The 22,912-nt window shown below is 68.2% G+C and carries 16 protein-coding genes and 1 tRNA gene; 8 read left to right on the top strand and 9 right to left on the bottom strand.

Annotation, left to right across the window (positions count from 1 at the left end):
* Positions 1 to 61: 61 nt before the first annotated feature.
* Together AADI75_RS03440 and AADI75_RS03435 are read right to left on the bottom strand one after the other, a co-directional pair.
* Positions 62 to 736 carry a hypothetical protein gene (locus AADI75_RS03440; RefSeq protein ID WP_341207647.1) on the bottom strand — a complete coding sequence of 225 codons (675 nt, stop codon included), beginning with the start codon at positions 734 to 736 and terminating at the stop codon, positions 62 to 64.
* A 107-nt stretch (positions 737 to 843) separates the two neighbouring features.
* Positions 844 to 2,331, bottom strand: coding sequence for a replicative DNA helicase (locus AADI75_RS03435; RefSeq protein WP_341207646.1), 1,488 nt, complete (start codon positions 2,329 to 2,331; stop codon positions 844 to 846).
* Between the two features lie 84 nt (positions 2,332 to 2,415).
* On the opposite strand from AADI75_RS03435, the gene AADI75_RS03430 reads away from it, so the two are divergent.
* The 3 genes from AADI75_RS03430 to AADI75_RS03420 are packed head-to-tail and all read left to right on the top strand — an operon-like array spanning position 2,416 to position 4,043.
* Positions 2,416 to 2,898 carry a UPF0262 family protein gene (locus tag AADI75_RS03430; protein ID WP_341207645.1) on the top strand — a complete coding sequence of 161 codons (483 nt, stop codon included), beginning with the start codon at positions 2,416 to 2,418 and terminating at the stop codon, positions 2,896 to 2,898.
* Between the two features lie 31 nt (positions 2,899 to 2,929).
* Entirely contained in the window at positions 2,930 to 3,604 is a 675-nt protein-coding gene (locus AADI75_RS03425) for a GH25 family lysozyme (RefSeq protein ID WP_341207644.1), read from the top strand.
* A complete protein-coding gene (locus AADI75_RS03420; RefSeq protein WP_341207643.1) occupies positions 3,597 to 4,043 on the top strand; it encodes a cytidine deaminase in 447 nt (148 codons plus the stop codon). The genes AADI75_RS03425 and AADI75_RS03420 overlap by 8 nt, the downstream gene beginning before the upstream one ends.
* Before the next feature lie 147 nt (positions 4,044 to 4,190).
* On the opposite strand, the gene AADI75_RS03415 is transcribed toward AADI75_RS03420, so the two are convergent.
* Positions 4,191 to 4,274 (bottom strand) — tRNA-Leu (locus tag AADI75_RS03415).
* Between the two features lie 109 nt (positions 4,275 to 4,383).
* Here AADI75_RS03415 and acs point away from each other — a divergent pair.
* Both acs and AADI75_RS03405 read left to right on the top strand, forming a co-directional pair.
* Positions 4,384 to 6,312 (top strand): acetate--CoA ligase, encoded by a 1,929-nt coding sequence (gene acs, locus AADI75_RS03410; RefSeq protein ID WP_341207642.1) that lies wholly within the window; start codon positions 4,384 to 4,386, stop codon positions 6,310 to 6,312.
* A 272-nt stretch (positions 6,313 to 6,584) separates the two neighbouring features.
* The gene (locus AADI75_RS03405; RefSeq protein WP_341207641.1) at positions 6,585 to 7,523 is read left to right on the top strand and encodes an alpha/beta hydrolase; all 939 of its coding nucleotides are present in this window, start codon (positions 6,585 to 6,587) and stop codon (positions 7,521 to 7,523) included.
* Positions 7,524 to 7,747: 224 nt separating this feature from the next.
* On the opposite strand, the gene AADI75_RS03400 is transcribed toward AADI75_RS03405, so the two are convergent.
* Together AADI75_RS03400 and AADI75_RS03395 are read right to left on the bottom strand one after the other, a co-directional pair.
* Positions 7,748 to 10,564 (bottom strand): TonB-dependent receptor, encoded by a 2,817-nt coding sequence (locus AADI75_RS03400; RefSeq protein ID WP_341207640.1) that lies wholly within the window; start codon positions 10,562 to 10,564, stop codon positions 7,748 to 7,750.
* A 294-nt stretch (positions 10,565 to 10,858) separates the two neighbouring features.
* The gene (locus AADI75_RS03395; protein ID WP_341207639.1) at positions 10,859 to 12,982 is read right to left on the bottom strand and encodes a malate synthase G; all 2,124 of its coding nucleotides are present in this window, start codon (positions 12,980 to 12,982) and stop codon (positions 10,859 to 10,861) included.
* A 92-nt stretch (positions 12,983 to 13,074) separates the two neighbouring features.
* On the opposite strand from AADI75_RS03395, the gene AADI75_RS03390 reads away from it, so the two are divergent.
* Positions 13,075 to 14,016 carry a LysR family transcriptional regulator gene (locus AADI75_RS03390; RefSeq protein WP_341207638.1) on the top strand — a complete coding sequence of 314 codons (942 nt, stop codon included), beginning with the start codon at positions 13,075 to 13,077 and terminating at the stop codon, positions 14,014 to 14,016.
* On the opposite strand, the gene AADI75_RS03385 is transcribed toward AADI75_RS03390, so the two are convergent.
* On the bottom strand, positions 13,957 to 16,569 hold the full coding sequence (locus tag AADI75_RS03385; protein WP_341207637.1) for a PAS domain-containing protein: 2,613 nt from the start codon (positions 16,567 to 16,569) through the stop codon (positions 13,957 to 13,959). The genes AADI75_RS03390 and AADI75_RS03385 overlap by 60 nt on opposite strands.
* 138 nt (positions 16,570 to 16,707) lie before the next feature.
* On the opposite strand from AADI75_RS03385, the gene AADI75_RS03380 reads away from it, so the two are divergent.
* Both AADI75_RS03380 and AADI75_RS03375 read left to right on the top strand, forming a co-directional pair.
* Positions 16,708 to 17,385 carry a response regulator transcription factor gene (locus AADI75_RS03380; RefSeq protein ID WP_341207636.1) on the top strand — a complete coding sequence of 226 codons (678 nt, stop codon included), beginning with the start codon at positions 16,708 to 16,710 and terminating at the stop codon, positions 17,383 to 17,385.
* A gap of 1 nt (position 17,386) precedes the next feature.
* Complete coding sequence (locus AADI75_RS03375; protein WP_341207635.1) at positions 17,387 to 18,706, top strand: ATP-binding protein; 1,320 nt, start codon at positions 17,387 to 17,389, stop codon at positions 18,704 to 18,706.
* A 114-nt stretch (positions 18,707 to 18,820) separates the two neighbouring features.
* On the opposite strand, the gene AADI75_RS03370 is transcribed toward AADI75_RS03375, so the two are convergent.
* From AADI75_RS03370 to AADI75_RS03360, 3 genes are all read right to left on the bottom strand, one after another.
* Entirely contained in the window at positions 18,821 to 19,486 is a 666-nt protein-coding gene (locus tag AADI75_RS03370) for an epoxyqueuosine reductase QueH (protein ID WP_341207634.1), read from the bottom strand.
* Between the two features lie 83 nt (positions 19,487 to 19,569).
* On the bottom strand, positions 19,570 to 21,207 hold the full coding sequence (locus tag AADI75_RS03365; protein ID WP_341207633.1) for a helicase HerA-like domain-containing protein: 1,638 nt from the start codon (positions 21,205 to 21,207) through the stop codon (positions 19,570 to 19,572).
* Between the two features lie 109 nt (positions 21,208 to 21,316).
* A complete protein-coding gene (locus AADI75_RS03360) occupies positions 21,317 to 22,858 on the bottom strand; it encodes a Do family serine endopeptidase (protein ID WP_341207661.1) in 1,542 nt (513 codons plus the stop codon).
* Positions 22,859 to 22,912: the final 54 nt, after the last annotated feature.

The following is a 22,912-nucleotide window of genomic DNA, read 5'->3' as shown; positions in this document are numbered from 1 at the left end:
GATCCGGTGGTGCACCAGGACGCCCTGGATCGCTTCGCTCCGCTCGCAATGACGACGATGATTAGAAGCGCCAGCCGATCGCAAGCTGCACGATCGGCCAGACCTTCACCTTGTCGACGTCCTTCTGGAGCGACACGCGTTCGCGCTCCAGCGCGGCCTGGAAGGCGGGATCGTCGCGCAGCGTGCCGCTCGACTGGAAACGCTCGATCCGGTACGCGCCCTGGAACAGCGCGCCGACTTCGGCGCCGACGTAGAAACCGCGGCGGTTCTTGCCCGCCCAGCCGAACGTCAGCGCCGGCGCGAACTTCTTGACGTTCGCGCGGCCGCTGATCCGGCCGACCTCCGCCGCGGTATAATCCTCCTCGCCGATCGTGGCCTCACCGCTGGGCGTCAAACCGACGTCGACGCGGCTGCGGTTGATCCGGGCGCCCGCCGAGAGCCGAAACCCGCCGCCGAACGGATAGACGTCGGCCATTCCGCCGAACGACTTCAGCCAGACCTTGGCATCATATTCCTCGCCGTCTGACTCGGCGGTGCCGTTGCCAGTCAGAAAACCGGCCCCGGCGCGGATACCGAAATGATCGTTGAAGCGCACGCCCAGCTCCGGGCCGATGCCCAGCGTTCCCACGGTCACCGCGGCGCGGACATGTGTGCCGTTATCGGCGTTCTGCGCCAATGCCGGGGTCACGCCCAGCATCAGTCCAGCCGCCAGTGCGGCTGCCCCCATCGTCTTCATCTTATCCCCCTGTCAGGCCGCCCCCCCGGGACGGCTCGATCAGGTCCTTGGGCGATTTGGTGCCCCGCGTCTTACCCTAAATCAATTAGGACGATGGGTTTCCTGCATCAGAAGCCGGCATAATCCGAGAAGCGCGTGATCGTCGGGTCGAACTTCAGCACCACCTTGCCGGTCGCGCCGTGACGCTGCTTGGCGACGATCAGCTCGGCGAGGCCGTAGACGCGCTCCATGTCGGCGGCCCAGCGTGCGTGATCCTCGAACACCTTGGCCTCGTCGCCTTCCATCGGGCGCTTGGGCTCGCGCTGCGCGGTGTAATAATCCTCGCGGAACACGAACCACACCATGTCGGCGTCCTGCTCGATCGACCCCGATTCGCGCAGATCCGACAGCATCGGGCGCTTGTCCTCGCGGCTTTCGACCGCACGGCTGAGCTGCGACAATGCCAGCACGGGGACGTTCATGTCCTTCGCCAGCGTCTTCAATCCGCGCGAAATCTCAGAGATTTCCTGCACGCGGTTGCCGTCGCCCTTTCCCGAGCCGGTCAGCAACTGGAGATAGTCGACGACCACCAGCCCGATCTCGTTGTTGTGCCGCCGCTGGAGCCGGCGGACGCGGGTGTGGAGCGAGGCGATCGTCAGGCCGCCGGTATCGTCGATGAAGAACGGCAGATTCTCCAGCTCGGCCGCCGCCGCCGCGAGCTGCTCGAACTCGGCCTTGCTGATCTTGCCCATGCGCAACGCCTCGGAGCTGATCCGCGACTGTTCGGCGAGGATACGCGTCGCGAGCTGGTCGGCGCTCATTTCGAGGCTGAAGAAGGCGACCTTCGCACCGACCGATTTCGACGGCGGGATGCCGTCGCGCATGTCGCGCATCCAGCGTTGCGCGGCGTTGAAGGCGATGTTGGTGGCAAGCGAGGTCTTGCCCATGCCGGGACGGCCAGCAAGGATCATGAGATCGCTGTGGTGCATACCGCCGATCTTGGAATTGACGCTGTCGAGGCCGGTGGTGACGCCCGAGAGATTGCCGCCCCAGTTGAGCGCCTTCTCGGCCATCTTGACCGCCATCGTGCTGGCCTGCGCGAAGCTCTTGACGCTGTTCTCGGCCCCGCCGTCGGCGGCAACACGGTACAGTTCCTCCTCGGCGGCCTCGATCTGCGCGCGCGGGTTCACCTCCTCGCTGGTGTCCATCGCGCGGTCGACCATCGAATGGCCGACCGAGACGAGCGTGCGCAGCATCGCGAGATCGTAGATCTGCGTCGCGAACTGCCGCGCGCCGATCAACCCCGCGCCCGAGCCGGTAAGGCTGGCGAGATAGGCGACGCCGCCCAGCTCCTTCATGCCCTCATCCGCCTCGAACATCGGGCGCAGCGTGACGGGGGTGGCAAGCATGTCCTGCGATCGCAGCGACTTGATCGCGGCGAAGATGCGACCGTGGACAGGCTCGTAGAAGTGCATCGGCTCGAGCCGGTCGACGATGTCGTCGGCGAGCCGATTGTCGATCATCATCGCGCCGAGCATCGCGGCCTCGGCCTCGACGTTGCGGGGCAGGTGGACGGGTTCGGCCGAGGCCGGTGCGGGGAATGCCAGAGTCGCCATTTCCCCGGCTATAGTCGATCGCGGGGCGTCGCATAACCGGGATCGGCGTTGTCGCCGCGCGACTTCGGCTTTAACGGGACACGGATGGCCGATCCGCGGATCATCGACATCGAACTCGACGAGCGCACGATCCTGTGGCGATCGGCCGATATCGAGCAGGAACGGCGGATCGCGATCTTCGACCTGATCGAAGACAACCACTTCGCGCTGCAGCGCGAAGCGGCCGACGGCTACGCCGGGCCGTATCGCGTCAAGCTGGGCGTCGAGGAAGGGCGGCTGGCGATCCAGATCGCGCGCGAGGACGGCACGCCGCTGGAGACCCTGGTGCTGGGGCTGGCGCGGTTCCGGCGACCGATCCGCGACTATTTTGCGATCTGCGACAGCTACTTCCAGGCGATCCGCCAATCGACGCCGGCGCAGATCGAGACGGTCGACATGGCGCGGCGGGGCATCCACAACGAGGCTGCCGAGCTGCTGCGCGAGCGGCTGGACGGCAAGATCGACATCGATTTCGACACGGCGCGGCGGCTGTTCACGCTGATCTGCGTCCTGCACATCAAGGCTTGAGTGACGGATTATGTGGGGTTTGGGACGGCTCGTGCTGGTTCTGGCCGCGTTGGCGCTGGCCGGCGTCGCGGGGTGGCGGCTTGCGGTGCGGTGGGCGCCGGGGTCGCAGCAATATCCGCTGCAGGGCGTCGACGTGTCCGAAAATACCGGCACGATCGTGTGGCCGGTGCTGAAAGGTGCGTCGGGTGCACGCTTCGGCTATGCGGTGGCGACGGTCGGTGCCACGACACGCGACCGCAACTTCCAGGCGAACTGGGATGCGATGGCGCGGGTCGGGCTGAAACGCGGCGCGGTCCACGTCTTCTCCTTCTGCCAGTCGCCGCGCGTGCAGGGCGACGTGTTCAACACCGTCGTGCCGCGCGACCTGAAGGCGCTGCCCGCCGCGATCGCGTTCGATTACGACGAGACGTGCGCCGACCGGCCGGGGCGAGCGGCGCTGATCGCCGGGGTGCGCGCGATGATCGAGCGGATCGAGGCGCATATGGGCAAGCCGGTGGTGCTGCGCATCGCGGGCCGGGTCGAGGACGATTACCGGCTGACCGAGGCGCTCGACCGCAAATGGTGGGCGACGGGCAATTTCCTGAAGCCCAGCTATGGCGCGCGACCGTGGGCCGTGTGGCGCGCGAACGACATGCGCGGCGTCGACGGGGTCGATGGTCCGGTCAACTGGGATGTGGCGACAGAAGGAGCCTTCGAGAATGAGTGACGCCCCCCGGCTGATCGCCGCCGCGCGCGAGGCGGCGCGCCATGCGCACGCGCCCTATTCCCGCTTCGCGGTCGGCGCGGCGGTGCTGCTGACCGACGGCAGCGTCGTGACCGGCGCGAATGTCGAGAACGCCAGCTACGGCCTGTCGCTGTGCGCCGAGACGGTGGCGATCGCGACCGTCGCCGCGCAGGGCCGGTTGCGCGAAGTGGTCGCGATCGGGGTGATCGGCGGGGCGATGGACGCCGAGGGGCGTGCGCGCGGCGACCAGCCGGTGCGGCCGTGCGGGCGGTGCCGGCAGGTGCTCAACGAGGCGGCGCAGCTCGGCGGGCGCGATCTGGCGGTGCATTGCGCGGGCGCCGAGGGCGAGGCGGTGGCGAGTTACCGGCTGAGCGCGTTGTTGCCCGATGCGTTCGGGCCGGAGGATCTGGGGATTTCGTGAGTTCTGCCAGCTGATTTCTTGCTTCATTATCCGGGCACGGGGAAGAAGAAGCGGGAGCCCGGGATGACGGAGGTGGGGGACGGTCGACTGCGCCAACCACCGTCGCCCCTGCGAAGGCAGGGGCGACCGGCGTTTTTTGATTGGGGGTGGTGCGGGCGGTCGGACTCGAACCGACATGTATTGCTACGGCAGATTTTGAGTCTGCTGCGTCTACCATTTCGCCACGCCCGCAGCGTGCGACCGGCGGCGCTATAGGACAGCATTTCGGCGCTGGCTAGGTGTCGCTGTCTTGACCCATCCCCCGCTTAGGCGTCATCGCAGATCGCCATAGGAGAGCTGCATGAGCGATAGCGTTTACCCCGCCCCCGCAGGCACCGACGACAGCATCGATCCTGCGCACGCCGCGGCGGCGTGGCAGCGTTCGGTGAACGACCCCGAGGGTTATTGGCGCGAGGAAGCGCAGCGGCTCGACTGGATCGCGCCGTTCACGCGAGCGAAGGACACGTCGTTCGACGAGGCCGACTTCCGCATCCGCTGGTTCGCGGACGGTGTGCTCAACGTCTCGGCCAATTGCGTCGACCGCCATCTGGTGACGCGCGGCGACCAGATCGCGATCATCTGGGAGGGCGACGAGCCCGGCGAGACGAAGACGCTGACCTATCGCGAACTGCACCGCGACATGTGCCGCTTCGCCAACGTCCTCAAGTCGCTGGGCGTCAGGAAGGGCGACCGCGTCACCTTGTACCTGCCGATGATCGCGGAGGCGGCGGCGGCGATGCTCGCCTGCACGCGGATCGGCGCGATCCATTCGATCGTGTTCGGCGGCTTCTCCCCCGACAGCCTCGCCAACCGCATCCAGGATTGTGATTCGACGCTGGTGATCTGCGCGGACGAAGGGTGCCGCGGGGGCAAGCGCATTCCGCTGAAGGCCAATGTCGACAAGGCGGTGGCGAGGTGCCCGAGCGTCGAACACGTCCTCGTCATCCGCCGCACCGGCGGCGACGTGGCGATGACCGAAGGGCGCGACGTCTGGCTGCACGATGCGCTGGAGCGGGTGAGCGACGAGTGCGCGCCCGAGCCGATGAACGCCGAGGACCCGCTGTTCATCCTCTATACCTCGGGGTCGACCGGCAAGCCCAAGGGCGTGCTGCACACCACCGGCGGATACCTGCTGTGGGTGACCAAGACGTTCAAGGACGTGTTCGATTACCGCGAGGGCGAGATATACTGGTGCACCGCCGATATCGGCTGGGTCACCGGGCACAGCTATGTCGTCTACGGTCCGCTCGCCAACGGCGCGACGACGGTGATGTTCGACGGCGTGCCGAACTATCCCGATCACGGGCGGCTGTGGGAGACGGTCGACCGGCTGGGCGTCAACATCCTCTACACCGCGCCGACCGCGATCCGCGCGCTGATGCGCGAGGGCGACGATTGGGTGACGCGCCACGACCGCGGATCGCTGCGGCTGCTAGGCAGCGTCGGCGAGCCGATCAACCCGGAGGCGTGGAACTGGTATCACCGCGTGGTCGGCGGCGGGCGCTGCCCGATCGTCGATACGTGGTGGCAGACCGAGACCGGCGGCATCCTGATCTCCCCCCTGCCCTATGCCACCGACCTGAAGCCCGGCTCCGCGACGAAGCCGCTACCGGGGGTACAGCCGCAGATCGTCGATGCCGAGGGCAAGGTGCTGGACGGCGCGGCGGAGGGCAATCTGTGCATCACCGATAGCTGGCCGGGGATGATGCGCACGGTGTGGGGCGATCACGAACGGTTCTTCCAGACCTATTTCAGCACCTATCCGGGGAAGTATTTCACCGGTGACGGGTGCCGGCGCGATGACGACGGCTATTACTGGATCACCGGGCGCGTCGACGACGTCATCAACGTCTCCGGCCATCGCATGGGCACCGCCGAGGTCGAATCGGCGCTGGTCGCGCATGCCAAGGTCGCCGAGGCAGCGGTGGTCGGGATGCCGCACGAGGTGAAGGGTCAGGGCATCTATGCCTATGTGACGCTCAACAGCGGGGTCGAGCCGTCGGAAGAGTTGCGGACGGAGTTGCGGCAATGGGTGCGCAGCGAGATCGGGCCGATCGCCAGCCCCGATGCGCTGCAGTTCGCGCCGGGGCTGCCCAAGACGCGCTCTGGCAAGATCATGCGCCGCATCCTGCGCAAGATCGCCGAGAACGACACCGGCAATCTGGGCGATACCTCGACGCTCGCCGATCCGGCGGTGGTGGAGACGCTGGTCGCGGAACGGGTGCGGTAGGGGGAGGGCGTAGGCGAGGTGACGCTCCCCTCCCCTTCAGGGGAGGGGCCGGGGGTGGGGGACTTCTGCGCGGCCGGTGTTCTGGAACAGGCCCCACCCCAACCCCTCCCCTGAAGGGGAGGGGCTTGATCGTATCGCGGCATGGTTGCTCTAAACCACCGGCGGATTTCGATATTTTAACCCAACACGACTTGGCAGCCTCTTCACGTTAGCGCTATCTTTTCCCGGCTCGCCACGGCGGGACGCGAAAAGATAACGATGGAGGGATGGCCATGACGAGGCGCAAGGTTCGTAACGGATGGGTCGCAGGCTGGGCGGCGGTGCTGCTGACGGGGGCAGCGTCCCCCGCGCTGGCGCAGGCCGACAGGATGACGCCGATCGCCACCCCGGCGCAGCCGACCGCGATCACGCTCGACACCGGGCCGCTGCCTGACGCGCCGAACAAGGAGGCGTGGCACCGGCAATATGGCAGCACCTTCACGCGCAACGTGACGGTCGCGACGCTGACCCCGTTCCTCCCCGCCCCCGGCACCGCGACCGGCGCGGCGGTGGTGGTCGCGCCGGGCGGCGGGTTCCGCACGCTGTCGATGGAGAATGAAGGCTGGGACGTCGCCAGGGCGCTGGCGAAGCGCGGCGTGGCGGCGTTCGTGCTGAAGTACCGGCTGAACCAGACGCCCGCCGACATGGCCGGCTTCGAAAAGTCGATGAGCGAGATGTTCTCCGGTTCCGCGCCGCGCCCGCGCGTCGACCCGGCCGCGATGACGGCGCGGCTGGGGCCGCAGATCGCCGATGCGCGCGCCGCCTTCACGCTGATCCGGCGCCGCGCCGCGGAGTGGAAGGTCGATCCCGACCGCGTCGGGATGATCGGCTTTTCGGCGGGTGCGATGCTGACGATGGCGACCACGCTCGCCGGGCAGGACGCGAAGCCGGCGTTCGTCGCCGACATCTACGGTCCGCTCGGCGCGGTCGACGTGCCGGCCGATGCGCCGCCCTTGTTCATCGCGCTGGCGGCGGACGATCCGTTCTTCGCGAACGACGGGATCGGGCTGGTCGACACATGGCGCGCGGCGAAGCGGCCGGTCGAATTCCACCTTTACGAGCAGGGCGGGCACGGGTTCGGCATGTACCAGAAGCCGACGACCAGTACCGGCTGGTTCGACGCCTATGTGCGGTGGCTGGGGATGCACGGGTTGCTGGCGAAGAAGAAGTAGGCGCCGTCGCCCCGAGACAGGAAGCGGGGTCCCGGATCAAGTCCGGGACGACGGCTGGAGGGTGTCGTTTCGTGCGCCCTCAGGCCGTCGCCCCTGCGCAGGCAGGGGCCTATGTCTGTGTCGTCGTGCGAACGGCCTTACACAGCAGCCGGGCGGCATGTGTCAGATGGTTCGACAGACGAAACAGTCATAGGCCCCTGCCTGCGCAGGGGCGACGGTGAGACTTAGAAGCGGAAGCGGACGCCGAGCGAGTAATAGCGCCCTTCCTCGCGGACATCGACCGGATAGCCGGCGTCGGCGGCGAAGTTGCGGTAGTTCTGCCACGGCTGCGCGAGGATGTTGCTGACGTCGGCGGTCAGCGTGATGTTCTCGAACGGCGTGTACGACGCCGAGAAGTCGAGCCGCGAGATCGGCCGCACCGTCACGCCCGCGAACTGCGGCTCACCGGGATTGCGGCTGAAGCTTTCGACATATTCCGAACGGCGATTGTACGACAGCCGCGCTGACACCGGACCCTTTTCGTAGAAGCCGGTGACATTATACGTCCACTTTGACACGCCGGTAATCGGCACCACCGGGGCAGACTCGCCGACCGCCGACGGCAATTGGTTGGTGCCGTCGAGGTAGGTCACGTTGAGCTGGGTACCGAAACCGCTGAGTAAGCCGGGCAGGAAGTCGAAGAAGGTCTGAAAATTCGCTTCCGCACCCTTGATTCGACCGGCGCCGGCGTTTTCCGGGCGTGAGACCTGCACCCGGCCGTATGTTGGATCATCAACGATGCGGGTCAGGTTGGTGATAAAGCCGAACAGGTCGCGGTAGAAGACCGAGGCGGTGAACGAGCCGGTCGGCGCGAAATACCACTCCAGCGTCGCATCCCAGTTGTTCGAGGTCAGCGGCACCAGATCGGGATTGCCGCCGCTACCGCTCGCATCGAACGCGCCGCCGGTGACGGTGCTGCGCGTGATGTTGAACGCCGGGTTCAACTGGCCGAAGTTGGGGCGCGTGCGGGTTTCGGTATAAGCGAGGCGCGCCTGCAACTGCGGCGTGAACTTCAGCCGCGCGCCGAACGATGGCAGCACGTCGACGTAGTTCTGGCGGTTCACCTGCGGCGCGAACGAGATGACGTTGTTGGTGCTCAGCCGCGTCACCCCGCGATAGGTGCCGTCGTTGTTGACGACGCGGACGCCCGCGGTGCCGTCGATCTCGACCCCGGCGATCGTGAAGTCGTAACGCGCCATCGCATAGGCGGCGTAGGTGCTTTCCTGCGCGCTGAAGCCGCCGTCCTCGCGCAGTGCGATCTCTTCCTGACCGAAGCGCGCGACGCTGTCGCGCAGGTCGACGTTGTTGGGATCGCGCGCGATCAGCTGCGGGCCGACCGAATAGGTCAGCGCGCGCAACGCATCGAAGTTCGAGCGGATCGAGGCGCGCGACGGCATCAGCCAGTTGCGGAACTGTGCGGCGGGCTGGCGGAATCCGTCCTCGACGGTTTCGAGCTGCCCGGTCGGCAGGCTGGCGAGCGGGATGCCGAGCGCGTCGGTGGCGAGATAGCGGTCGCCCTGCTCCAGCTTTGCATTGCGCGACACCCAGCGGACGCCGAAGTCGAGCCGCTGGATCAGCGGCAGCTCGGTATCGAGCTGAAGATCGGCGCGCCATTGATGCCCCGCGCCGGTGGCGTGGTAGCGCTTCTGGTAGAAACCGCGCCAGATGTAATTATCCGGGTTCAGCGCGTCGAAGCCGGGGAAGTTGAACGACGCGCCACCGTCGCGGTCGAACTCGACATCGACCTGCGGCGACGAGGCGAAACGCGCATCGAGGCTGTATTCGAGCTGCGAATAGGTGCTGTAGGTATAGGCGTAATCGCTGCTGATCTTCGCGCGATCGCCCTTCCATACGAAGCCGATCGCGCCCTGATAGGTGTCAGTGCGGTCGTTGAAGGTCGAGCGGAACTGCTGCGGCGCGAGCCCGCCGGTCTTGGTGAGGCTGAGCACCTTACGCGGGTCGTTCGGGTCGAGCACGACGTTGCTGAGCGTCGGCCGCGTGCCGGTCTGGCCCGGCAACGCGAGCGTCGCGGATTCGAGCAGCGCGGTGAAATTCTCGTTCGACTGTTCGCCGCGATACGCCTGCCACAGCCCGTCGGCATAGACTTCGAGCCGGTCGCTCGGACGCCATTGCAGGCTGCCGTTGACCGACGGGCGCGTCCGGGTGCCGGTCGCGAAATAATTGCCGACCGAGTTGGGGATGCGGAAATCGGTGCCGACACCCGGCGTGGTGACGTTCAGGTCGTCGGTGGTGCTGTTGACGTCACCCGCTGCGGTGCGCGTCGTCTGGTCGTTGAAGCGGACAGCGTTGCGGTAGCGGGTGCGCGTGATCGCGAAATTGACCAGCGCGCCGATCTCGCCGATCCCGGTGTCCCAGCGGTCGGTGATGAGGATGTTGCCGACGGGATCGAGCTTCCCCGACTGGTCGTTGTACGCGCCGCGGATGCCGCCCGCGATCTCGAAGCCGGTGAAGTCGAACGGGCGACGCGAGCGGACGTTGACCAGCCCGGCGAGACCCGGCTCGATCAGGTCGGCGGTGCCGGACTTGTAGACCTCCAGCGCGGCGAGCGCGCCGGCCGGGAAATCCTGGAGCGCGACGCCGCGATTCTCGGCGGTGAAGATCTCGCGATTGTTGAAGGTGGTGCTGATATCGCCAAGCCCGCGGATCAGCACGCCGTTCGCTTCGTCGTTCGAGCGGTTGACCTGCACGCCGGTGACGCGCGCCAGCGCTTCGGAGGCGTTGTTGTCGGGCAATTTGCCGATGTCCTCGGCAACCACCGCGTCGAGGATCGAGGCCGAATCGCGCTTGAGCGCCTGGGCCGAGCGAAGGCTGGCACGCACGCCGGTGACGACGATGTCGTCGGCGGCGGGACCGGCGGCGGCCACCGACGAGGTCGGCGCGACCGCGCTCGCCTCCTGCGGCAGCGGCGCGTCCTGTGCGGCGGCGAGGCCCGGCGTCAGCGCGGTTCCGGCCAGCAATGCCGTTCGGAACAGGGTTTTCATCGTCGCCTTCACTGCATCTCTCCCAGCTCCACGACTGATGCCGCGGCGTTTATTAATCAGACATAATGCTCGGAGTATTGAAGCGTCAATATCATGACAGCCTCATGCAGCGTGGCTTTGCAAAAATAAGACGATGGGCGGCCGAGTGTTAGCAGTGCAGAGCACCGCAATTGGCGGCCTTATAGCGCCTCGGCTTGTCTGACATTCGGCGCGGTTTACCGCGTACGGATCGTCGTCGCCGAGTGCGAAGCCGCGATCAGGGCAAGGCCGTGCAAGGTGGCGGTATCCCGCCCGTCAGTTCGTCTGATCGTTCGCTGATGTCACCTGCTCGGCCTTGACGCGGCGGCGGTAGCGATGGAGCAGCGGCTCGGTATAGCCGGCGGGCTGGGCGGCGCCCTCGAACACCAGCGCGCGCGCTGCCTGCATCGCGAGGCTGTCGCGCGTCAGCGGGCGATAGGCCGGGTCGGACGCATTCTGGCCATCGACCCTTTCGGCCATGCGCGCGAACGCTGCGTCGACCTGCGCCGCGGTGGCGACCCCGTGCTCCAGCCAGTTGGCAAGATGCTGCGACGAAATGCGCAGCGTCGCGCGGTCCTCCATCAGCCCGATGTCGTGAATGTCGGGGACCTTCGAACAACCGACGCCCTGGTCGACCCAGCGCACGACATAGCCCAATATGCCCTGCGCATTGTTGTCGAGTTCGTCGGCAATCTCCTGCGCCGACCAATCGTGCCCGACGGCGAGCGGGAGCGTCAGCAATTCGTCGAGCGATGCCACCTGCTCGGCCGCGCGCGCGACCTGACGCGCGGCGACGTCGACGCGGTGGTAATGCGTGGCATGGAGCGTCGCGGCGGTCGGCGACGGGACCCAGGCGGTGGTGGCCCCGGCGCGCGGGTGCGCAACCTTCTGCTCGAGCATGTCGTGCATCCGGTCCGGGGCGGCCCACATCCCCTTGCCGATCTGTGCCCGCCCCGCGAAACCGCAGGCGAGCCCGATCTGAACGTTGCGGTCCTCGTACGCGGCGATCCACGCCGCCGCCTTCATGTCCGCTTTGCGCACCATCGCCCCGGCGTGCATCGCTGTATGGATCTCATCTCCGGTGCGATCGAGGAAGCCGGTGTTGATGAAGACGATCCGGTCGCGCACCGCATGGATGCAGGCGGCGAGATTGGCGCTGGTGCGGCGCTCCTCGTCCATCACACCGATCTTGATCGTGTGCCGCGTCAGCCCGAGCAGATCCTCGACCGCGTCGAACAACCGATCGGTGAACGCCGCCTCCTCGGGGCCGTGCATCTTCGGCTTGACGATGTAGATCGAGCCGGCGCGGCTGTTGTAGCGGCTGCCCAGATCGTGAAGATCGTGCAGCGCGATCAGGCTAGTGATCGCCGCATCAAGGATGCCCTCCGGTCCCTCACTTCCGTCCGGTAGCAGGAGCGCCGGCGTCGTCATCAGATGACCGACGTTGCGCACGAAGAGCAGACTGCGCCCTGGCAGCCAAAAGGCTTTGCCATCGGGCGCGACATAGGCGCGATCGTGGTTGAGGCGACGGGTGAGCGTCCGCCCGCCTTTCTCGAACGTCTCCTCCAGATCGCCGCGCATCAGCCCCAGCCAGTTGGCGTAGGCCGCCACCTTGTCAGCGGCATCGACCGCAGCGACCGAATCCTCCAGATCGCAGATCGTGGTGAGCGCGGATTCAAGGATCACATCGGCCAGCCCCGCCGCATCGTCGCGCCCGATCGGATGCGTGCGGTCGATCACCAGCTCGATATGCAGGCCGTGGTGGCGCAGCAGCCAATTGTCGCCCGCGCGTCCGGCAAGTTGCGACGGATCGGCGAGCGCGGGCGTCTCCCCTGCCCAATCGCGCCAGCTTCCGTGCGCCAGCGGCACCGCATCGTCGAGGAAGGCGCGCGCCCAGTCGATCACCTGCGCGCCGCGTGCCGGATCGTAGCCGGGGCCGGCGGCGACCCCCGGCAGCGCGTCGGTGCCGTACAGCGCGTCGTACAGGCTGCCCCAGCGCGCGTTGGCGGCGTTGAGCAGGAAGCGGGCATTCAGGATCGGCACGACCAGCTGCGGCCCGGCAATGTGCGCAACCTCGTCATCGACGTCGCGGGGCGCGATCGTGAACGGCGCCGGCTCGGCGACCAGATAGCCGATCGCGCGCAGGAACGCCTGATAGGCGATCGGATCGTGCGGCTGCCCGGCCCGGTCGCGGTGCCAGGCGTCGATCTGCGCCTGCAACGCGTCGCGGCGGCGAAGCAATGCCGCATTCTCCGGGGCGAAGCGGGCGTAAAGCGCCGCAAGGTCGCGCCAGAAGGCATCCGCCGCGATGCCGGTGCCGGGCAGCGCGCGTTGCTCGACGAAGGCGGCAAGCTCGGTGGCGACCCGCAATCCCGCGCGATCCTCGAAAACGTCGGCCATCGTGCACTTCCTCCTCGCCGACCGACATAAACACCTTGCGATCCTGTCGGTAGCAGGCAAAAGTTCCAAACACCTTTTCCCAGGAAGAACGAATGCTCGATCCCGATTACGTGCTGTTCGCGCAAGTGATCGAGGCGGGCAGCCTGTCGGCGGCGGCGCGCACGCTGGGCATTTCCCCGGCGATGGCGTCCAAGCGGCTGGCACGGCTGGAGGCACGGCTGGGCGTGCGGCTGATCCAGCGTACCACGCGGCGGCTGGCCGCGACCGATGCCGGCGAACGCTTCCACGCCGATGTCGTCGCGATCCTGCGCGACATCGCGGCGGCGGAGGCACGCGTCACCGGCGTGCGCGACGAACCGGCGGGGGTGCTGCGGGTGTCCGCGCCGACCTCGTTCGGCCGGCTGCATATCGCGCCTCGACTGCACGATTTTTTGCGCGCCGCCCCGCGCGTGACGCTGGAGCTGAACCTGACCGACGCCAATGTCGATCTGGTCGCCGAGCGGGTCGACGTCGCGGTGCGGATCGCAAGCGAGATCCCGCCCAGCCTCGTCGCGCATCGGCTGGGGAACAGCCGGCGGCTGCTGTGCGCCGCGCCGGCCTATCTCGCCGAACATGGCCAGCCGCGCACGCCGGGCGAGTTGATGCGGCACCGGCTGCTCGCCGCGGACGGCCAATGGCCGTGGCGGCTGGTGAACGGACGACGCCGACAGGCGATCGACGGACAGAGCCATGTGCGGACCAATTCGAGCGAGATCGTCCGCGAACTGGCGCTGTCCGGCGTCGGCATCGCGTTGCGCTCGATCTGGGATGTCGGCGACGCGCTGGCGGCGGGACGGCTGGTGCCGGTGCTGCCCGGCTGGGAGGGGCCGCGCGACCTGGCGATCCACGCGCTTCATCCGCGCGCGCCCGCCGTGCCGGCGGCGGTGACCGCGTTCGTCACCTTCCTGCGCCGGACGCTCGATCCGGCGCCGTGGTCAGCTAGCGTGGCGGGAGATCGGGATCGCGATCCGGCAGCGGACCCCATCGGCGCCTAGCACGAACGAGGTTTGCGCACCGAGTTGATAGGGCAACGCCCGCTCGATCAGTTCGCGTCCCTCGCCCGAGCCGAGCGGGGCGACTCCAGCCGCGGGCATCGCGACGCCGGTTTCGTGCCAGTCGATATGCAGCCACGGCGTTCCGTCGTCCGCCGCCGACAACCTCCAGGCGATCGACAGCTTCCCGCCCGCCGTGCCGAGCGCACCGTATTTGACGGCGTTGGTCGCCAGCTCGTGCAGCGCCATCGCCAGCGTCTGCACGGTCGAGGAGCGCAGCCGCACGCCCTTTGGCCCCGCCAGCGTGACCGCCGCCGCCTCTCCGTCCAGTGCCGCCATCTCCGCATCGAGCAGGCTGTCGAACGTCACGCGGTCGTTATCCGACAGCCGCGACAACAGCCCCTGCACGCGCACCAGCGCCTGCAGGCGATCGCCGAAGCGCTGGTGGAACTCCGCCAGATCATGGCTGGATCGCGCGCATTTGTCGGCCAAGGCCCGCACCACGCCGATCAGGTTGCGCGTGCGATGCTGAAGCTCGGCGATCAGCACCTGCTGCCGCTCGGTCCAGGCGCGGCGTTCGGTCACGTCGACGATCGCGCCGACCATCCGCACCGGTTGCCCGGCCTCGTCGAAGAAGAAGCGTCCGCGCGCCGAATGCCAGTGCACCGATCCGTCCGGGTGGACGACGCGGAATTCCTGCTTGTAGGGGCGCCCGCCGCCCATCGCCTCGGCCATCAACGTCTCGGCCTCCGCCCGGTCGTCGGGATGGATACGCGCCAGCCACGCCGAATAGCTGGGCTCGACCGAGCCGACCGGATAGCCCTGCAACAGAAAATGCTCGGCCGACCAATGGACCTCGTCGGTCGCGACGTTCCAGTCCCACAAGCCGATCCCGCCGACCTCGACCGCGCTGCGCAGCCGTTCCTCGCTGCGCGTCACCGCCTCGCGCGCATGGCGCGACGCGGTGACGTCGGAGGTGATGCCGCCGATCAGCACCACCTGCCCCGCGGCATCGCGGATCGGGAATTCGGTGGTGCGCAGCCAGCGCGTCCCGCCGTCTGGGGCGCCGCGGATGCGGTAGTCGACGGTGGCATGTTCGCCGCCGCGCACCCGTGCGGTCGCCGCCTCCACCTGCGCGCGGTCGTCGGGCAGGATCAGCGCCAGCCAGTTGCGATAGTGGTCGCCGGTCAGCACCTGCCGCCGCGGCTGCCCGTAGATCGTGCGGAATGCCGGCGTGACGTAGCGCCAGTGCAGCGTCCGCGCATCGCGGATCCACAGCGCGTCGCGTGAGGCATCGCCGAACAGCCGCAGCATCTCCTCGCGCTCGCGCAGCCGCTCGGTCGCCTGCCGCTGTTCGGTGACGTCGAAGACGACGCCGTGCAGGATCCGCGTATCGGGGCCGTCGGCGCGCCCGCGCCACCGCAGCCAGCAGCCCGCGGTCGGCCCCGCGACGATCTCCAGCTCGCCGTCGAACTCCTCGCCCGGCACGATGCGGCGCGTGACGAAGCGGTGGACCGCCTCGCGCCCCTCCGGCGACAGGCGTTCCAGAAAGTCGGTTGCCAGCCGCGGTTCGTCGCTGGGCGGCATGCCGAGGAACGCGAAGAAGCGCGCGTCGCCGCGCACCTCGCGCGTCGCCAGGTCGATCCGCCACGCCCCCATCCCGCCGCCGTCGAGCGCGATGCGACGCATCTCCTCGCTGCGGCGCACGACCTCCTCGGCGGTGCGCCGCGCGGTGATGTCGATTCCGGTGCCGAACCATTCCACCACCCGGCCCTCGGCATCCACGACCGGCAGCGCGCGCGACGCGACCCAGCCGATCGACCCGTCGGGACAGCGGACGCGGTGCTCCAGCTCGAACATCGTCGGACCGTCGAGCGCGGCGGCCATCGCCGCGAATACCGCGCCGCGATCCTCGTGCGGGATGAAGCGTTCGACCCAGTCGTCGATCGGCTCCGTCACGTCGGGCAGCATGTCGCGCCCGTCGAGGGAGAGCAGCACGCGCCAGTCCGCGCTCATCCGGAACAGCATGTGGCTGCCGGTGGTCACCATCATCCGCAACTGCGCCTCGCTGTCGCGCAATTGCGCGGTGGCGCGGCGATGATCGGTCACCTCGACAAGCTGCTGCAATGCACCCGCGACCGCCCCGTCGGCGTCGCGCACCGGCAACCAGGTTATGTCGAAGCTGCGGCGCTCATACCGTCCGCCCGCATCGCGCAGCGACACCTCGCGCCCCGCCACCGACACCGCCGCGCCCGCGCGCACCGTCGCCAGTCGCTGCGTCACCTCGTCGTCGTAGATGTCGCTCCACCCCTCGGCGATCGGTCGGCCGAGCACCGCCGGGTGGCGATCGCGCGCGACCTCGACATAGGCGTCGTTGTAGAGTTGCAGCAGCGCCTCGCCCCACAGCAAGGTCGCGGGGCGCGGCATCGCGAGCATCGTCTCGACCGTCGACATCAGCTCCGCCGGCCATGTGGCGATCGGGCCCAGTGCGGTGGCCGCCCAGTCGAAGGCACGAATCCGCGCCGCCATGTCCCCGGTGCCGAACGGTCGCGTCATTCCTGGCTTCATCCCCGTCAGCAGCGCGCGAACATTAAACTTTGGCAAGATAAGCCTTTGGCGCGCCAAGCACGATAGCAGTCCCCGCGTCGATCGGATAGCAGCGGACGATCATCCTCAAAGTGGCGATGCGCACCCATGAAGCTGCTGGTCGTTGAAGACGACGTCGAATATGCCGCCGCGCTGAAGGCCGAACTGGCGCAGCGCGATCATCACGTCACGATCGCCGAAACCGGGCCGAGCGCACTGACCGCGATCGAACGCGACGCCTTCGATGCGATGATCCTCGATTCGATGCTGCCGCAGCTGAACGGCGTCGCGGTGGTGGAGCGGCTGCGCGATGCGGGGCACAACCTGCCGGTGCTGATGCTCTCCGCGCTGGGCCGCTCGACCGAGAAGATCGGCGGGCTGACCGCCGGCGCCGACGATTATTGCGTGAAGCCAACCCCGGCGGCCGAGATCGAGGCGCGGCTGAACGCGCTGCTGCGCGCACGCGGCTGGACCGCGGCGGGCGACGGCGACATGCTGCGCGCCGGCGACATCGTCGTCAGCCCCGGCCAGCACCGCGCATGGCGCGCCGACCAGCCGCTCGACCTGACGCGGCTCGAATTCGGGTTGCTCGCCGAGCTGATCCGCCATGCCGGCAGCTTCCTGACGCGGGCGATGCTGATCGAGCGCGTGTGGGGCTATGATTTCGAGCCGGGCACCAACATCGTCGACGCGCAGGTGCGGCTGTTGCGGCGCAAGCTGACGGCGGGCGGCGGCGACGATCCGATCGCGACCAAGCGCGGCGTCGGTTACATGCTGCGCGCGTGAGATGGCGTCGCTCGGGCGGCTGACCGCGCTGTTCCTGGGCGCGTTCGGGGCCGCGACCGCGGTGACCGGCTATGCCAGCTATTCGGCGTCGCGGCACACGATCGAGGCGCTGGTCGACCGGCGGCTGGACGAGGTGAGCCGCGCGCTGCTCGACGAATCGTTGCGCGGCAATCCCGCCGCCATCCTGACGCGGATCACAGCGCTGTCCACGCAGCGCGAAACCGGCGACCTCGGCTTCGAACTGGTCGACGCGCGCGGCGAACGGCTGGGCGGCAACGTGACCGTGTCCGGGCCGGTGCCGCCGGGCTTTTCGACGCTGGGCGACAGCGTTCTGCCGGGCACGACGGCGTTTCGCATCCAGCGCCGCGATGCCGGCGGGGGCCTGCAACTGGTGACGCTGGTCGAGACCGAGCCGGTCGAGGGCTTCGCGGCGGTGTGGCTGCGCAGCTACGCGCTCGGCTTCGGGTTGATCGTCATCATCGTCATCGCGGGCGCGGTATCGTTCAGCACGATCGTGCGGCGGCGGATCGGCGAGCTGCGCAGCACCGCCGAGGCGATCATCGACGGCGACCTGACGCAGCGCGTGCCGGTCGAGCCGGGCAGCGGCGCATTCGCGGGCCAGGCGGCGACGTTCAACCGGATGCTCGACCGGATCGCGGCGCTGGTGGAGAGCCTGCGGCATGTCGGCGGCGATGTGGCGCACGATCTGCGCACCCCGCTGGCGCGGCTGCGCAGCCGGCTCGCGCTGATCGTCGCCGAGACGCCAACGCCCGAGCTGGAGGCGGCGCTGGAGCAATGCGACGAATTGCTGGCGATGTTCTCCGCGATCCTGCGCATCTCGGAGGTCGAGGGCGGCGAGCGGCGGACCGCCTTCCGCGCCTTCGCGCTTTCGGCGGTGGCCACCGACGTGACCGAGACGCTGGCGGCGAGCGCGGACGACAGCGGGCATGTGCTGACGCTCGCGGCGATCGAGGATGGCGATATCGAGGGCGACCGGCAGTTGCTGACGCAGGCGGCGCTCAATCTGGTCGGCAACGCGCTGACGCATAGTCCGCCCGGCTCGCGCGTGACGGTGGCGGTGACGCGCGCGGCGGCGCAGATGCGGCTGACGGTGACCGACGACGGCCCCGGCATCCCGGCCTGGGAACGCGCCACGGCGCTGCGGCGCTTCGGCCGGCTGGATGCGAGCCGCCACCGGCCCGGACATGGGCTGGGGCTGCCGTTGGTCGAAGCGATCGCACGGATGCACGGCGGGACGCTGTCGCTGGACGACGCGCGACCGGGGCTGCGCGCGACGATCGCGGTGCCGCTGGCGGGATAGTAGGTAAGGCTGGCGTGCGAGACGCACCCTTCGACAGGCTCTGGGCGAACGGAAGCTAAACTTTACTTCTCGTACCGAGCCTGTCGAAGCATGGGCCCAACGCGCCTCGCGCTCCTACTCCGCCTTCGTCTCTTCGCCGTAGAACAGCTCGCCGATGCGGATCTCTTCCCGCCCCTGCGACACGCGATGCGCGTTGGTGTCGCGCAGCGAATAGACGCAGCCGCAATATTCCTGCTGGTAGAAATGCTCGCGCTTGGAGATTTCGATCATCCGCGCCGCGCCGCCGCCCTTGCGCCAGTTGAACGTCCAGTATGCGATATCGGGATAATGCGCCGCCGCGCGCTCGCCGCAATCGTTGATCTGCGCCATGTTCTTCCAGCGCGAGATGCCGAGCGACGAGGTGATGACGGGGAAACCATGCTCATGCGCATAGAGCGCGGTCCGCTCGAACCGCATGTCGAAGCACATCGTGCAGCGCAGCCCGCGCTCCGGCTCGAACTCCATCCCGCGCGCGCGCTTGAACCAGTTGACCGTGTCATAATCGGCATCGACGAACGGAATATCGTGCTTCTCGGCGAAGCGGATGTTCTCCTCCTTGCGGAGGACATATTCCTCCTTGGGGTGGATGTTGGGATTGTAGAAGAAGATCGTGTAGTCGATCCCGCTCGCGGTCATCGCTTCCATCACCTCGCCCGAACAGGGCGCACAGCAGGAATGAAGCAGCACTTTCTTCTGCCCGTCGGGCGGGGTCAGCAACGGGCGGTCGTAGTCGGTCGTCATGTGCGCCGCCTTAGCGGAAAATGGGCGGGGGGTCAGGGGGGTTTGCAGCCCCTCCCCTGAAGGGGAGGGGTGAACAACCGCCCCTACCGCCGCATCAACCCGCCGAGCACGCCGCGCACCACCTGCCCCAGCAGCCCGCCGCCGCTCGCACCGCGCCGCGAGCCGCCGAAGACTGCCTTGGTCACTTCGTTCGCCACCGCGCGCCCGACCGCCGACGACGCCGATCGCGACGCCGAGGTCATCGCGCGGTTCCACGGGTCGTTCGCCGACTCGCGCTCGGCAGCGCGGCGGACGCGTTCTTCCTCGCGGGCGGCGCGGTCCGCCTCCCGCGCTGCGCGGGCATCTTCCTTCGCCTGCGCCGCGGCGGCCTTCTCCGCGTCGCTCGAGGCGCGTGCGGCAGCAGCCGCCGCAGCCGCCTCCTGCGTCTTGGCGGCGAGCAATTCCTCCGCCGATTCGCGATCGACCAGCGTGTCGTACTTCGCGCCGATCGCATCGGTCTGGATCAGCACACGCCGCTCCTCGGGCGTGACCGGGCCGACGCGACTCGATGGCGGGCGGATCAGCGTGCGCTGCACCGGCGACGGCGCGCCGTCGCGCTGGAGCAGCGACACCAGCGCCTCGCCGGTGCGCAATTCGGTGATCGCGGTCGCGACATCGACGCCCGGATTGGCGCGGAACGTCTCGGCCGCGGCCTGAACCGCCTTGCGGTCGCGCGGGGTGAAGGCGTTCAATTTGTGCTGGACGCGGTTGCCCAGCTGCCCGGCGACGCTGTCGGGCACGTCGATCGGGTTCTGCGTGATGAAATAGACCCCGACCCCCTTCGAGCGGATCAGCCGCACGACTTGCTCGATCCGGTCCATCAGCGCGGGCGGCGCCTCGTCGAACAGCAGATGCGCCTCGTCGAAGAAGAAGCACAATTTCGGTTGGTCGGCATCGCCGATCTCGGGAAGGAACTCGAACATCTCGCCGAGCAGCCATAGCAGGAAGGTCGAATAGAGCTGCGGCGAGGCCATCAACTTGTCGGCGGCAAGGATGTTGACCAGCCCACGGCCACGATCGTCGGTGCCGAACAGGTCCGACAGCGTGAGCGCCGGCTCGCCGAAGAAATGCGCGGCCCCCTGCGCGCGCAATTGCAGCAGCGCGCGCTGGATCGCGCCGACCGACTGCTTCGAGACGTTGCCGTAGCGGGTGGTGAGTTCCTCGGCGCGCTCGGCGCAATGCGCGAGCATCGCTTGCAGATCGTCGAGGTCGAGCAGCAGCAGCCCTTCCTCGTCGGCGACGTGGAAGGCGATCGTCAGCACGCCCTCCTGCACCGCATTCAGCCCCATCAACCGCGCGAGCAACAGCGGCCCCATCTCGCTGATCGTGGTGCGGACCGGATGACCCTGTTCGCCGAACAGGTCCCAGAATTGCACCGGGGTATCGGCATATTTCCAGTCGGTCGCGCCGATTTCGGCAACGCGTGCGGCGAAGGCTTCGTGGGTCTTGGCGGTCGCCGAGCCCGGCATCGCGAGCCCCGACAGGTCGCCCTTCACATCGGCGAGAAAACAGGCGACCCCGGCGTTCGAGAAACCCTCGACGATGCCCTGCAGGGTCACGGTCTTCCCGGTGCCGGTTGCACCGGCGATCAATCCGTGGCGGTTGGCGCGTGCGAGGTCGAGCCGCTGCGGATCGGCGCCGCCTGCGCCTGCGCCGATCAAAATGCTGCCGCCGTCCGCCACGCTCTCTCTCCCAAGCACAAGGGCCGCCGCATCATGCGATGCGACGACCCGTTTTGCTAGTCACCTGCCTTCGTCGCCCCGGAGGGTGATCCGGGGTGACGGACAGGACTTACTTGATCTTCACCGCGAGGAAGCCGCTGGTCTGCCGTCCGCGCGTGATGTTCAACAGCACCGACGGACGACCCGCCGCCTTGGCCGCGGCCACGATGCGCGCGACATCGGCACCGGTGCGCACCTGCTGCGAGTTGACCGAGGAGATCACGTCGCCGCGCTTCAGCTTCTGCCCGGCATCGCTCGACGGATCGACGCTGGCGACCACAACGCCCTGCACGGTCGAGTCGACCCCGATCGAGCGCGCGATCTGCGGGGTGAGCGGCTGGACCGCAATGCCGAGCGAGCTGGACCCCGGAGTCGCCTGCGCGCCGCTGTCGTCATCGGGCAGCCCGTCGTCGCCATCGCCGTCGCCGTTGATCGCGGCAAGCTGGTCGTCGGACGGCCGCGTCGCGACCGTCGCGTTGAGCGACTGGCGCTTGCCGTCACGGATCACGTCGAGCTTGATCGTCGAGCCCGGCGCGGCATTGGCGACGAGCGACGACAGGGTCCGCTCCGGCGTCACCGCCTCGCCGTTGATCGCGACCACCACGTCGCCGGATCGCAACCCGGCCTTGGCGCCCGGACCGCCCGGCTCGACACGGCCGATGATCTCGCCCTGGTCCTTGGGCAGGCCGAGCGCCGCGGCGATGTCGTCGTTCACGCGCTGGATGCCGACCCCCAGATAGCCGCGCTTGACCGATTCGCCCTTCATCAGCGTGGCGAGGATCGGCTTGGCCTCGGTCGCGGGGATTGCGAAGCCGATGCCGATGTTGCCGCCCGACTGCGAATAGATCTGGCTGTTGATGCCGATCACTTCGCCGTTCAGGTTGAACATCGGGCCGCCCGAATTGCCCTGGTTGATCGCGGCATCGGTCTGGATGAACGTGTCGAACGGCCCCGCCGCGCCGGTCTGGCGGTGCACCGCCGAGACGATGCCCGCAGTGACGGTGCCGCCCAGCCCGAACGGCTGGCCGATCGCGACCACCCAGTCGCCGACGCGCGCACGGCTCGAATCGCCCAGCTTCACGAACGGCAGCGGGGTCGGCGAGGTGATCTTGAGCACCGCGAGATCCGAGGTCGGATCGCGGCCGATCAGCTTGGCCTTATATTCCTTTCGGTCCTGCAGCGTGACGGTGATCGACTCGACCGTCGCGCCCTTCGCGGCGGGCGCGATGACGTGGTTGTTGGTGACGACATAGCCGTCGGCCGAGATCAGGAAGCCCGACCCGAGCGACTGGCCTTCGCGCGTCACCGGTGCGCCACCACCACCGCCGCCGCCACCGAACTGGCCGAAGAGGTCGCCGAACGGCGTGCCGGCGAACGGATTCGCCTGCTGCTGAACGGTCACCTTCTGCGTGGTGGAGATGTTGACCACCGCCGGCTGGAGCTTCGCGACCATGTCGGCGAAGCTCATCGGCGCGCCGGCGCGCGGCGCGGCGGCGCTGATCGCGCCCGGCTCGTTCTGCGCGATCTGCGCGGTGGCCGGGTTCTGGAGCGCGAGCGACGCGGCCGTGCCGCCAAGCAGGAGGGCGCCGGTCAGGGCGTAAGCGTAACGCACGGTTTTCATGTCCTCTTGGTCACCCGATCCGAAAGTGAAGAATACACTGCATCC

The sequence above is a fragment of the uncultured Sphingomonas sp. genome, from assembly GCF_964021865.1.
Taxonomy (GTDB): domain Bacteria; phylum Pseudomonadota; class Alphaproteobacteria; order Sphingomonadales; family Sphingomonadaceae; genus Sphingomonas.
Note: the sequence above shows the minus strand (reverse complement) of the source record. Positions and strands in the feature narration are given on the sequence as shown.